Source organism: Actinotignum urematis, from assembly GCF_051264595.1.
GTDB classification, from domain to species: Bacteria; Actinomycetota; Actinomycetes; order Actinomycetales; family Actinomycetaceae; genus Actinotignum; species Actinotignum timonense_A.
Genome location: NZ_JBOZBG010000007.1, coordinates 66,447 through 78,790, shown reverse-complemented (window position 1 = coordinate 78,790; position 12,344 = coordinate 66,447). Strand labels below are relative to the sequence as shown.

General features: G+C 65.5%; 12 protein-coding genes and 1 tRNA gene. 8 read left to right on the top strand and 5 right to left on the bottom strand.

Annotated features, from left to right (window positions below; all coding sequences use genetic code 11):
* Nucleotides 1-157: 157 nt before the first annotated feature.
* Both ACRQDJ_RS04975 and tadA read right to left on the bottom strand, forming a co-directional pair.
* Nucleotides 158-246, bottom strand: a tRNA-Ser gene (locus ACRQDJ_RS04975).
* A gap of 175 nt (nucleotides 247-421) precedes the next feature.
* On the bottom strand, nucleotides 422-946 hold the full coding sequence (gene tadA, locus ACRQDJ_RS04970) for a tRNA adenosine(34) deaminase TadA (protein WP_244899301.1): 525 nt from the start codon (nucleotides 944-946) through the stop codon (nucleotides 422-424).
* Between the two features lie 102 nt (nucleotides 947-1,048).
* Here tadA and upp point away from each other — a divergent pair, with 102 nt between their 5' ends.
* On the top strand, nucleotides 1,049-1,687 hold the full coding sequence (upp, locus tag ACRQDJ_RS04965) for a uracil phosphoribosyltransferase (RefSeq protein WP_026429144.1): 639 nt from the start codon (nucleotides 1,049-1,051) through the stop codon (nucleotides 1,685-1,687).
* Between the two features lie 100 nt (nucleotides 1,688-1,787).
* Here upp and ACRQDJ_RS04960 read toward each other — a convergent pair whose 3' ends face one another.
* Together ACRQDJ_RS04960 and ACRQDJ_RS04955 are read right to left on the bottom strand one after the other, a co-directional pair.
* Nucleotides 1,788-2,648 carry a sulfite exporter TauE/SafE family protein gene (locus ACRQDJ_RS04960; protein WP_284883312.1) on the bottom strand — a complete coding sequence of 287 codons (861 nt, stop codon included), beginning with the start codon at nucleotides 2,646-2,648 and terminating at the stop codon, nucleotides 1,788-1,790.
* Nucleotides 2,649-2,671: 23 nt separating this feature from the next.
* On the bottom strand, nucleotides 2,672-2,872 hold the full coding sequence (locus tag ACRQDJ_RS04955) for a hypothetical protein (RefSeq protein WP_284904881.1): 201 nt from the start codon (nucleotides 2,870-2,872) through the stop codon (nucleotides 2,672-2,674).
* Between the two features lie 100 nt (nucleotides 2,873-2,972).
* Between ACRQDJ_RS04955 and ACRQDJ_RS04950 the strand changes: the two genes are divergently transcribed.
* The 3 genes from ACRQDJ_RS04950 to ACRQDJ_RS04940 all read left to right on the top strand — a co-directional run bounded on the left by ACRQDJ_RS04950 (nucleotide 2,973) and on the right by ACRQDJ_RS04940 (nucleotide 5,130).
* On the top strand, nucleotides 2,973-3,836 hold the full coding sequence (locus ACRQDJ_RS04950) for a DUF5926 family protein (protein ID WP_284883310.1): 864 nt from the start codon (nucleotides 2,973-2,975) through the stop codon (nucleotides 3,834-3,836).
* A gap of 158 nt (nucleotides 3,837-3,994) precedes the next feature.
* Entirely contained in the window at nucleotides 3,995-4,789 is a 795-nt protein-coding gene (locus ACRQDJ_RS04945; protein ID WP_087070068.1) for a glycosyltransferase, read from the top strand.
* 170 nt (nucleotides 4,790-4,959) lie between these two features.
* Nucleotides 4,960-5,130 carry a hypothetical protein gene (locus tag ACRQDJ_RS04940; RefSeq protein ID WP_284904882.1) on the top strand — a complete coding sequence of 57 codons (171 nt, stop codon included), beginning with the start codon at nucleotides 4,960-4,962 and terminating at the stop codon, nucleotides 5,128-5,130.
* On the opposite strand, the gene ACRQDJ_RS04935 is transcribed toward ACRQDJ_RS04940, so the two are convergent.
* Nucleotides 5,127-7,598: a hypothetical protein gene (locus ACRQDJ_RS04935; protein ID WP_301575011.1), complete on the bottom strand. Its 2,472-nt coding sequence runs from the start codon at nucleotides 7,596-7,598 to the stop codon at nucleotides 5,127-5,129. The genes ACRQDJ_RS04940 and ACRQDJ_RS04935 overlap by 4 nt on opposite strands.
* 222 nt (nucleotides 7,599-7,820) lie before the next feature.
* Between ACRQDJ_RS04935 and pheA the strand changes: the two genes are divergently transcribed.
* The 4 genes from pheA to ACRQDJ_RS04915 all read left to right on the top strand — a co-directional run bounded on the left by pheA (nucleotide 7,821) and on the right by ACRQDJ_RS04915 (nucleotide 12,227).
* Entirely contained in the window at nucleotides 7,821-8,777 is a 957-nt protein-coding gene (gene pheA, locus ACRQDJ_RS04930; protein WP_284904884.1) for a prephenate dehydratase, read from the top strand.
* Nucleotides 8,778-8,822: 45 nt separating this feature from the next.
* Complete coding sequence (locus ACRQDJ_RS04925) at nucleotides 8,823-9,914, top strand: aminoglycoside phosphotransferase family protein (RefSeq protein WP_284904885.1); 1,092 nt, start codon at nucleotides 8,823-8,825, stop codon at nucleotides 9,912-9,914.
* Between the two features lie 9 nt (nucleotides 9,915-9,923).
* Nucleotides 9,924-11,207, top strand: coding sequence for a serine--tRNA ligase (gene serS / locus ACRQDJ_RS04920; protein ID WP_284904886.1), 1,284 nt, complete (start codon nucleotides 9,924-9,926; stop codon nucleotides 11,205-11,207).
* An 81-nt stretch (nucleotides 11,208-11,288) separates the two neighbouring features.
* Complete coding sequence (locus ACRQDJ_RS04915) at nucleotides 11,289-12,227, top strand: HAD family hydrolase (RefSeq protein WP_284901422.1); 939 nt, start codon at nucleotides 11,289-11,291, stop codon at nucleotides 12,225-12,227.
* Nucleotides 12,228-12,344 lie beyond the last annotated feature (117 nt).

Genomic DNA, 12,344 nt, shown 5'->3' with positions numbered 1-12,344 from the left:
CGGTCTGAACATCCGTAAAGGCCGGATCGGGAGCTAACGACACGCCGTCATTAGACCCACTTTTTGTCTATTAACCCGAAGCTTCACCTACGCGCCTATCGCGCGGTGGGCAGAGACGCGAAAACCCGCATCGCAGGGAAACCTGCAATGCGGGCCATGGCGGTGGCGGCGGGATTTGAACCCGCGGTAGCTATTAACTACACATCATTTCGAGTGATGCACCTTCGGCCGCTCGGACACGCCACCGCAGAATAGATTACACGGCGCACCCCGAATTTACCTAATCAATGCGGAGCACATCACGTTAAAGCTTCGAGGAGCAACGGCCGGCTTCACCACCAACGCGCCGTCACCCGCGGGCCGCGCCAGTTGGCGCCACCGCTCGCCGCCCGCCGCCCACGGGCCGCGCCACCCCGCATCCTCATCCGCGGAAGAATTTCCGCAGCTGAGCGGAGGTTTCTTCTTCCAGAACTCCCCCGATCACCTCGATGCGGTGATTGAGGCGCGGGTCGCGCACCACATCGCGCAGCGAGCCAGCCGCCCCCGCTTTCTCATCCCAGGCACCGAAGATGAGCCGCCGAATCCGGGCACCGACCATCGCCCCGGCGCACATCGTGCACGGTTCCAAGGTGACGTAGATGTCGGCGTCGTCCAAACGCCACCGCCCGAGCGCCGCACCGGCCGCGCGCAGGGCCATAATTTCCGCGTGCCCGGCCGGGTCATGTTCGCATTCGCGGGTATTCCAACCGCGCGCCACCACGGCGCCGTCCACCACCACGAGCGCGCCGACGGGCACATCCCCACCCGCCGCGGCCCGTGCCGCCAGCTCCATCGCTTCGCGCATAAATAGCTTTTCCGCCGCCCGCATATCGCCGCACCTATCCTCAGGCGTGTCCTCGGGCGCATCCGCACTCCCCCGCGAATCGGCTCGCATATCTCCCCGCATGGCTCCATTGTGTCACGAGCCCCACGGCGAGCCGCCTGTGTCACGAGCCTCAAGCCGAGCCGCCCGCGCGCGTCGCCCGCCGGGTACCGCTATCCTTAAAGCATGCACATCCTCGAAATTGACCACCCTCTGGTCGCGCATAAACTCTCTGTCCTCCGTGATGAAACCACCCCGTCGGCAATTTTCCGGCAGCTAACCGAGGAGCTTGTGACTCTCCTCGCTTATGAAGCCACCCGGAATGTGGCGGTGCACGAAGTAACGGTCACCACCCCGGTGGCTACCACAACCGGCGTGAAGCTGGCCCGCCCGGCGCCCATCGTCGTTCCGATTTTGCGGGCCGGCCTGGGCATGCTGGAAGGAATGACGAAGCTCCTTCCCACCGCCGAAGTTGGCTTCCTCGGCCTGCGCCGCGATGAGGAAACTCTCGAGGCCGTCACCTACGCTAACCGCCTCCCGGATGATCTGACCGGGAGGCAGTGTTTTGTTCTTGACCCGATGCTGGCCACCGGCCACACCATCCACGAATCCATCAACTACCTGCTCGAACGCGGCGCGCGGGATGTCACCTGCGTGTGCCTGCTGGCCACCCCGCAGGGCCTGGAGGAAGTGAAATCGCACCTGCCCGAGGATGCGGACGTCAAGATCGTCGTCGCTTCCATCGATGAGGGCCTCAACGAGAAGGCCTACATCGTGCCGGGTCTGGGCGATGCCGGGGACCGCCTGTACGGCGTCGTCGACTAAAACACCAGAACCACGCGGGTGAGCACCGTTTACACGGTGAACAGTGCTCACCCGTTCCGGTTTTAAGAACGACGACGCCGCCTCCTGGCCCACGCCCCACTTAGAGGAGGTCGCTGGCCAGGGTGCCGGCCGCTACCGCGAGAAGCAGCACGCCAAAGAGGATGGTGGCGATGCGATCAGGAATGCGCCGGCCAGCGGCTTCCCCGCCGATGCTTCCCAACGCCGAGCCGGCAGTGAAAAGCGCGACGACCAGCCAGTCCACATCGAGGCCGGCCGCGAATTGCGGGATGCGGCCGAGCCCGGCCACCGCCATATTGATGCTCATGACGAGCAGCGAGGTGGCGCTCGCGTAGCGGGCGGGCATGCGCAGCAGCAAGATGAGGGCGGGGACCACCACGAAGCCGCCGCCCACTCCGAAGAAGCCGGAGAGCGCTCCCGCGCCGAAAGCTCCCAGGACGGTGACGAGGTAGGTGAGCCAGCGTGGGGCGGGGGCGGGCGGGTTTTCCGATGCGGTCGGATTCCCCGGTGCGGCTAGCTTTTCCGAAGTGTCCGAATTTTCCAGCGCGGTGCCCGAGTGCGATTCGCCGTCCGCACCCGATTCGCCGTCCGAGCGCGCGGCGCGCCAGAACATGCTCAGCGCCACCGCCACGAGCAGAGCGCTCAGCGACCACACCAGGACTTGCCCGGATACCGCGCCGGCGAGGAAAGCTCCTGCCAGGGTTCCTGGAATGCCCACCAGGGCGAATATCAGGCCGGTTGCCCAGCGCACGCGCCGGGCCAGGGCCGCGGAGATCATGCCGACTAACGACGTAATCCCCACGATAATGATGGATTCGGCGGAAGCTTGGTGCGCGCCATGCCCGAAAATGGTGAGGAGAATAGGGATGGTGAGGATGCCGCCGCCGGCCCCGAGCAGACCAACAACGAAACCGACAGCAATTCCAACTCCGCAGGCAAGCACAGCGTCACTCTATCGCAGCGCCCTTAGTCGCGATTCGCCCACCAGCGCCAAATAATGACGGCAACACCCACGGCAACCGCCGCGATTCCCACCCAGCGGATAATGGATACCGCCGTCGGATCCGCGGCGGGCGCGGCGAGGAGCTCGCCCGCCAGGGATGCGGTGAGGGCCGGAGATGCGGTGAGGCCGGCAAGCTGCGGCGTCGTCGTTATGAGCAGATCCATAACGCAACTCTAACGTGACCATCGCCCGCGGGCCGCATCTCACGTAGAATCTCGAGGGTAAACGGCATCATCCTGCATAGAAGCGAGAAGACGAGGACTTATGGCTAAGAAGAACCGCAAGAAGGATTCGGCGACCCCGAAGAAGAAGCGCGCGATTATTCCTTTCGTTGAGCGGCCTTTTGAGGGGCTGGATGCCGAGGCGGAGCTGGTGGCAATGCGCGATCTGCTGCCGCTGGCGACCATGACCGTCACCCTCACCGAGGAATACGGCAGCGAAAAGGTTATTTTTGGCACGCTACTGCCGAATATGGTCGGCGCGCTGCGGCGCACGGACGGCCAGCTCCTCGTCGCGATGCAGACGGTTATGAATTCTGGCGACGCTTCTTTGGATATTGCCACGCGTGTGCTCGCCGGTCTGGAGCTCAAGCCGGGCGAAAGCTACCCGGGTGGCACGCAGCCGGAGGCCGGTTCCCCGCGTTTGCAGGATATTGTGGCCTCGTTCTCCGAGCTGGAACTGCAAGAAGATCCGGCTTTCTGGATGACGGAAGAGGAAGCCGCCACCCCCGAATCGCAGGCGGCTTTGCGTGATGCCCGCGCGGATATGGTTCCCGCCGCGCGCATCGAATCCGTGAACGGTGCTTACTGGTGCCGGATGTCGCGCGAGTTTTTGCGCTGGGTGCGCCCCGAGCCGCGCGATGCGGTATTGGACGGTTTGGCGCGTTTGCGCGTTTCCGGTGAGGAGCGTTGGGACGACGACGCCCGCTTCATCGGTGCGTTCCGTGCCTACGGATTGTCGGTCCCGGTGTGGGAATTGGCGCGCGGCACCGAAGCGGAGGAATTGGAAGAGCCGCTGGCGAAGTTCGCGGAAAAGTTGAGTGCGGCTATTGCTTCGACCGAGCCGCTCACCTCGGAAGAAAAGCGGGCGCGCTCGGGGTTGGTTTCCCGCCAGGTGACCTTGCGTTAGGCGGCGCGGGCACGCGCCGGGCTTGGGGGACCTTGCGGTCAGCAGCACCAACGCCTCGCCTTGGGTAGCCTCGCGCTCAGCCGGCCGTCTTTAGTGAACTTCCACTAGTTTATAGAAATGGTAAGCAAAGGCCCCGTTTTTCCCTATACACTTATGCCGTGAGTAAAGTCGGTCAGGTCGCGGTGGTCGTGCCCGCGAAGGACGAGGAGCAGTACGTAGGGCGTACTGTGCGCGCAGCATATGCGCTTCCGGGTGTGGACCTCGTGGTGGTTGTTGACGACGGGTCGGATGACGAAACCCAGGCTATTGCCCGCGCTTCCGGGGCTACGGTGGTGCGCCATTCGGTGAATCGCGGGAAGGCTTCGGCGATGGAGACCGGGGCGAAGGTGGTCCGCATGCGCGATGTTGAGGGTCGCCCGCCCCGCCATTTACTTTTCCTTGACGCGGATCTGGGCGATTCGGCTATTGAGTGCGCTCCGCTTATCGGGCCGGTTGTGGATGGCCGGGTGGATTGCGCGATTGCAGCTTTGCCTCCGCAGGAGGGGGCGGGCGGTCACGGTTTTGTGACTCGTTTGGGGCGCCGTGCGATTGAGCGGGCTACGGGGTGGTCTCCGCTTCAGCCACTGTCCGGGCAGCGCTGTATGACGGCGGCGGCTTTTGATGCAGCACGTCCGCTCGCGAAGGGCTGGGGCGTTGAGGTGGGGATGACCATCGACATGCTGGTGGCTGGCCTGACTCTCCAGGAGATTCCGTGCGATATTCGCCATCGCGCCACCGGGAATGATGTGGCTGGGACTTTGCATCGGGCCGGGCAGTATCGTGATGTTTTCCGGGCGGTGTGGTCGCGCCGCTTCCACGGCGTCAAGGTGCCCGCGGAGTCTCGCGGCGCTGCCAGTTCCAGCGGCATCGAGCATTTCGCTCCTTATCGCGCGCTAGTGCTGGAGCATTCCTGAGCGCTCATCCCTCCATATGATCAATCCCGCGAATTTTCTTTCCGGCTGGCTGCTATCTGCCAGCCGGTTTTTCTTGTGGTTATTGGGGAACTCTACCGATTCGCGTCACACAACTCAGGTAAGGTGGATGGCACAGGAAACCGAAGATTAACCAAAAAGGAGGACCCGATATGGCCATTGATCCGATTCTCGACAAAGCGGTAGAACGTCTAGCAAATCTTGCGAGCAACCTAAGTACCGACGATCAGAACGAAGTTGCAGCCAAGGTGAAGGAAATTACCGACGAGTATCTCCGTGCTAAAGAAGAGGAAGAGGCAAAGTCTTCTGACTCAGATTCCTAGGCGTTGCTGGGCGCAGCTGCACCCGGCTTTTGCCCATTAATATCTTCAAGATATTCCGCGCTGCTCGCCCCGGCCCGCATGAGCCCGAGGGCAAAGGTGGGGGCGAGTAGTGCGACTCCGACTCCGAGGATGACCAGGCCGGAGTCGTTAATAAGGGAGGCGTAGCCGAGGGCGAGGAAGCCCGCGGCCGCCGCAGCGGCCAGGTGCGGATGGGCCGTAACACACGCGTGTACTTGCGCGGTTGCCGGCCGGGCCCGCAGATCCCAGCGCCCCGAGGTCACTAGCCACACCACCACGCATACTCCCGCGAGGAGAGTGGCGCCCAGCGCGCCGGCCACCAGGGGCGGCAGGCCGAAGAATGCTTGGGATAGTTTTCGGGCGACGACGGCGCCAGCCCCGCCATGTTCCACCCTGCCTACAAAGTTACCTAGGTGGGTGGTGGATCCCACCGCGCGGTCAAGCATAGCCAGGCCGGCCGAAACAGCCACCCCGGCGATGGCCGCGAACGCGGTGTGCCACCAGGTCCAGCGCTTTCCCCAGGTGTGCCAGGCGAGGTAGGCGAAGCCGAGGGTGAGGGCCGGCGGCCCGCCGGCATCCGCACCGAAAACGGGAAGCCCATCCAGGGCGATGGCGCACGCCCCCACCGCGAGTACGGCGAAGCCAGCCATACGGGTTGCCCGGTTGTTGGGTGCGGCCGAGCCGCCGGCCCTGCGTATGCGTGCGGCGAGGGCAGCTGCTGCGGCAAGCGCGCCAACAGCGAAGATAGCGAAGACCGAGTTATTAAAGCCGAAGAAGCGCCCAGCAACGGTGGGGAGGGATCCCATAACCGAGGTGTTGGCGAGGGAGTATCCCCCGCCCAAGGTGCTGACGAGGACGTCCGCCGCGATCACGGTGGCGCTGAGTGTTCCCAGCCGTGCTAGCGGCACGGCGATCCAGCGCTCCCCTACCGGGGCGCGGCGGCGGGGGCCCGCTAGCGCCCAGGTAGCAAGAAGCGCGGCGAGAACGGCCAGGCTGCTCCACCAGCCAAGTAGCGGGCGAGAGAAGGACCACCACGGAATAATCCCGATAAGGAGCGCGCTCACGGGCAGGGCCGCGAGCCAGGCCAAGAGTTGGGCAAAACCGGTGGGACGGGCGCGGCGGACAGCGGCCCGGGTAGGCTGCGCGGGTGCGGTAGCAGCCTGCGAAACTGAGGTGCCGGCAGAGCTGCCAGCAGCCGCTGCCACTATTGCGGGTGGGAAACGATGGAAACGAACCAGATGGGCGGCAATAACGCCGAAGCACACCAGCCCGAGGCCGGCGAGCAGGAGGTAGAACTGCGGGCTCAGCTGCGCAGTTAGATCTGCGCGCAGCGCTTGGTTGTGCAGGGTGGCATTGGCCGTGGCCAGTGTGGTTTTCCCGCCGTTATCTACCGTGAGCGGCGCGGGGGCGCCGTTGTGCCAGGCGAGCACGCTGGGCGCCAGGTCAATGAGCTGAACGAGGCCAGCGGTGCGGGTGGTTGCGGAGCGAGCGAGCGCCGTTTTTCCGCCGGGCTCCAGCAACGCGAAGAAGCCGAGTTCAGCCCGCTCGGCACGGTCGGCCACAGTGGTGATAACGATTCGGGCCTGCGGTTGGTGCGCGGTAACAAGAGCGATGATATCCCCGAGGCGTTCATCGAGCCCGGCCAAGCTCCCGGCGGAGGCATTCTCCGCACCAGCGCTTTCCGCATCAGCACTTCCCGTATCGTCACTTTCCGCCGCAGTGTTCACCGCATCGAAACTTCCCGCGTCAATGACGGTGAGGTCCCGCCCGGCGAGCACCGAGCCATCCGCTAGCACATCCGCGAGATCACGGTAGGCGATGCGTGATTCTGCTTGGCGCTTGAGAGCGAGGGCAGCGCCCGGGCCCACCGCGAGCGCCCGCTCCGGAGCAGCGGCCTGCGCTAGCGCACCCATAACCACCGGGTAGTGGGCGGCGCTGCTTTCTTCACTTATCTGCTCCACATCGCGCACCGTACCATCCTGGGTAACCAGGGATTCCGGCGCTACACAGCTGCTACCGGCAGGGGTGACCGCCGCGCGGGCACCGGCCCCGAGGCTCACCCAGCCATCCGCCGCGCAGGTGGTGGGCGCGGCCGTGCGCACGGAAATATTGGCGAGCGCAGCGCCGTAACCGCCCGAACTTTCCGTGCCCGAACCTGCCAAAGCCGCACTGAGCCGCGGGGCGCTTTCCTCACCGACATCTTCCCAGCGCAACCCGGCCACCCCGATCACCACCGTGGGGCGCACTCGCTCCGGCGCCGCTTGCGCTGCCGAGCCGAGCGGCACCGCCGCCGCACCCTGAACTTCCGGCAAGCTCACCGCGCGCGCGGACGCAGGTGCCGCACTCAGCGTGGCCCCGAAAGCCACCATCACAACAGCAAGCACAGCAGCCCAGAGCCCGGCCAGCCGCATCACGCGCCCGCCGCGACTATTACCGTGAGAAATCCGCATGGGACCAGCCTACTCGGGGCTTACGACACTTTTAGACGCCCCGAACACCCCCGCGCACTGTGCACTGCGAGCACACCCCGCGCACCTACTCTTTCGGACGCTCCGAACACCCCACCCCGGGGCGGGATACAATAACCAGGCGACAGCGCGGGCAGGTGCACCGCCGCCCAGCTGCGCCGTCGTACCTTTTCTTCACGCAATCTCCACGCACGAAAGGACACCATGCAATCCTCGCCCGCTACCGAACCGGTCCGCTATTCTTTCCTCGGCCCGCGCGGCACGTTTTGCTTTGCCGCATTGCAGCAGGTAGCCAGCGAGGACACCGCGACCTTCGTGCCCGCCGTGGATGTGCCCTCGGCGCTGCGGATGGTGCGCGCCGGGCAGACCGACGCCGCCGTGGTGCCCATCGAAAACTCTGTGGAGGGTGGGGTGAATGCCACTCTCGATTCCCTCACCGCCGGCTCGCCGCTGGAAATTCGCGGGGAAATGCTGGTTCCGATTGCGTTCTCGCTGGCGGTGCGGCCCGGCACGCGCGCCGCGGATATTCGCCGGGTCGCCACCCATCCGCACGCGTGGGCGCAGTGCCGCACCTGGATCGCCGAGCACCTGACCGATGCCGTGCACGTGCCGGCCACCTCCACGGCCGCCGCCGCGCGCGAACTGGCGGAAAATCCGGATGCGGATTTTGATGCGGCGATTTGCGCGGTGCCCACCACCGGCGTGTACGGGCTCGTCTCGCTGTCCGATGAGATCGCCGATAACCGCAATGCCGTCACGCGCTTCATTAAAGTGAGTAAACCCGGGGAGATTCCCCCGGCGACGGGCTCGGATAAAACAACGCTGATGGTGCGGCTGGCCTCGGAGAAGCCCGGCGCGCTGCTGGAGATGCTCCAACAATTCGCCGCGGTTGGCGTTAATTTATCGCGTATCGAATCGCGCCCGGCCGGTGACCAGCTGGGCCGTTACGCGTTCTCCCTGGATGCTGAGGGTCACATTCACGACGAGCGGGTGCAGGCCGCGCTGGTCGGGCTGCATCGCATCTGCCCGGAGGTGACCTTCCTGGGTAGTTACGCGCGCGCGGATCGGCAGGTCACGCGCCTACACGCCGGGACTTCCGACGAAGATTTCGGTGCCGCGCGCACCTGGGTCGCCTCGCTGCTCAGCCGGGTCACCCGCTAACGGAAGCGCTTGCCCGCGATAGTCACCGGTATTCATCGAGGCGCCATGGACCCGCTGCACACACCGCTCACACTGCGAACACTGCTTACCGAGCGGCAGTATGCGGCGTTTACGGCCGCGTGGGCGGAGCTGCGTGGTGGCTTGGCGCCCGGCAGTGGCTCGCTTAGCTGCGGCGCCCTAGGTGACGGGCGTTCCGGCGGCTCGCTTAGCGGCGGCGCGCTGACCAGCCCGGATGCCGTGCGGGTGCGCGATCTTTCCTGGCCCGAACGCGAGAGCACCGTTCTCCACCTCAGCGGCCCCGGGGTGTCCTGGATTCTCAAAACCGCCGGGAACACTGCTTACAGCGTGGGGCGCGAAGCCCGCGCACGCGCGTGGACCGGCCTTTTGGAGGCGCGCGGCACCGTGGCTCGCTTGCTCTGGTACGACGACGCCGCCCCGCTGGCCATCCTCGACTATTTACCCGGATGTGACGTTCTGGGTAGCCCGTGGGAATTATGCCCGCGGGTGCATTATCAGGCCGGAGCCGCCCTCGCGCTGCTCCACGGAGCGGGGGCACGCCTTGATCACGGCTTCGCCAAGGGTGCCCTCACCCGCACCCGGGCGCGGATCGCGGAGATTCGCGCCCTCGCTCCGGGTGGCGCACTGCCTGCTACTTTCCCTGGCGAACCGCTGCCCGCTGCTCTGGATGAGAAGCTCGCCGAATCGGAGGATTTCCTGGCGAGCTACCAGCCGGGCAGCGTCGTCGTACATCCCACCCACGGGGATTGGCAGGCGCGCAATTGGTTGTGGGATGAGCCCGCTGGCCAGCTGCGGGTCATTGATTTTGGGCGCTTCGGGTGGCGCCCGGCCGCCGCGGACCTCCTGGAACTGCGGGCATTATGGCAGACCCATCCGGAACTGGACGAGGCCGCGGCGCGCGGCTACCGCGAGGCTGGAGGAACCTGGCCCGCGGAGAGCGGCACCGGCACTAGCAAGCCCGGAGCCGGCAGCGGAAAGCCCAGTGCCGGAAGCGGCGAACGCGAGGCCAGCAATGAAAGCGATATTGGGCGGCTGCTGCGAGTGGCACGCGACGTCGGCCATATATGGCACCGGGCCACCACGGCCCGCCGGATCGCGGGCGCGCCCGCCGCGCGCTAAGCTGGATCCATGCTTGATATGCGTTCTGTTCGCGAGAATCCGGAAGCCATCCGTGAGTCCCAGCGCCGCCGCGGGAATGATCCCGCTACCGTCGATGCCCTGCTCGCCGCCGACGATGCGCGCCGCACCACCCTGCAAGAGTTCGAAGCCGCCCGGGCCGAACAAAAAGAGGTGTCGCGATCCGTGGGGAAAGCCTCCCCGGAGGAGCGCCCCGCCGTGCTCGCCCACGCCAAGGAGCTGGCCGAAAAGGTCAAGGCGCTGGACGCGGCCGCGGCGGAAGCCGAAGAAACCTACCTGGCCGCCAATCGCGCGATTGAGAACCCGGTGCTCGCAGGGGTGCCCGCGGGCGGCGAAGATGACTACGAGGTGCTGGAAGTCATCGGCACCCCGCGCGATTTTGAGGCGGAAGGCTTCACCCCCAAAGACCACCTCGATATTGCGGAGGGCCTGGGGGCCTTGGATATGGACCGCGGTGTGAAGGTCTCCGGATCGCGCTTCTACTATCTCAAGGGAGTGGGCGCGCACCTGGAAATGGCGATGTTCCGCATGGCCATCGATCAGGCAGCCGAACACGGCTTCACGCTCATGACCACGCCCACGATTGTGAACCCGGATATTATGTCCGGCACCGGCTTCCTCGGGGAGCATTCCGATGAGATTTACTACCTGGGTGCCGATGACCAGTACCTGGTAGGCACCTCGGAAGTGCCGCTGGCCGGCTACCACAAGGATGAGATTCTGGAGCTGGACGGCAAGCCACGGCGCTACTGCGGGTATTCGGCCTGCTACCGGCGTGAGGCCGGCTCCTACGGGAAGGACACCCGCGGGATTATTCGCGTGCACCAATTCAATAAGGTGGAAATGTTCTCCTACTGCCCGGTGGAGCAATCCGAGGAAGAACACCGCGCGCTGCTCGCGATGGAACGCGAAATGATCGGGAAGATGGAACTGCCCTACCGCATTATTAATGTGGCGGCCGGTGATCTGGGTTCTTCCGCGGCGCAGAAATTCGATTGCGAGGCGTGGCTGCCCACCCAGCACCGCTATATGGAAGTCACCTCGACCTCCAATTGCACCACCTACCAGGCGCGGCGGCTCAATGTGCGCGAGCGCGTGGACGGGAAAACCCGCGCGGTGGCCACCCTCAACGGAACCCTGGCCACCACCCGCTGGTTGGTGGCGCTTTTCGAGAACCACCAGCAGAAGGACGGCTCGCTGTACGTGCCCGAGGCGCTGCGGCCCTACCTGGGAGCCGGCCTGGCCGGGCGCGAATTCATCGAGCCGGTGAAGTAGCCGGTGAACTATCCGGTGCGCGAAGGCTGAACAGCTCGGCGCTCCGAACAGAGTAACGACCAGCGTAACGAAGGCGGCGATGTGAAAATCCAGGTGGAATCGACGGCGGCGCGCTTGCGAGCCGCATTCGATGCCGCCGGGACCCCGCCGGCCGGGCCGGAGCTTATGGTCTGCCTGGATTTGGACGGCACCACGCTCCGGCCGGACGGCATTATTGCCGAGCGGGTGGACGCCGCTTTCCAGGAGCACCTGCGCCGGGGAACCCACCTGGTGGTGGCCACCGGGCGCGGGCGCGAATCCGCCATTCCCGTGCTCGATATGCTGCGGGTGAGCGAAACCATTATGGTGTGCTCGAACGGGAACGAAACGGTGCTGCTCGGTAACGCGCAGCTTCCCGGGGTGCAGGTGCGCACGGTCCGCTCCATGACGGATCGCGGGGATGTGGTGCCGGTGCGCCTCGCTCACCTTTTCACCATGGAGGAAGCCGACCTGGCCCGTGCCCTCGATGCGATGCGCCGCGAATTCCCGGGTGCCTATTTCGCGGTGGAACCGGTGGAAGGCCCGCGGCGGGTGGCGCACGGGTACGCCACCGAACGCCTGGAACCCAATGCCATCTGGGTGAAATTCAAAGACCTCGTGGTCCCGGACGCCCTGCGCCTCATTATGGTGGTTCCGCGCATGGAAGCCGCCGAGCTCATGGCGCGCCTCTCCCGCCTCGAGATGCCGGGTGTGGATTGGGCGGCGTCTTCCTCCTCTGGCTCTGGCTGGGTGGATGCCGGGCGGGCCGGGATCTCCAAGGCGAGCGCACTCGAGGCGCTCCGCCGCGATTTCGGCATCGCGCGCGGGGCAACCGTAGCCGTGGGCGATGGCGGGAACGACATCCACATGCTCGAGTGGGCCGGCGTGGGGGTCGCGATGGGGCAGGCGCTCGATTACGTCCGTGCGCACGCGCGGGCCGTGACCGATCCGGTATGGGACGACGGCGTAGCCACCCTCCTCGAGGTGCTGCTGGCGCGTTAACGCTGGCGCCGTCGTCGTTAAATATCACAAGCGCCCCGCACAGCCGCAAGCTGCGATAATAATATTTTCTACGCAATCCGGTTCATTTTCTGATGAATTTCCGCGCGTTTCGCGGTA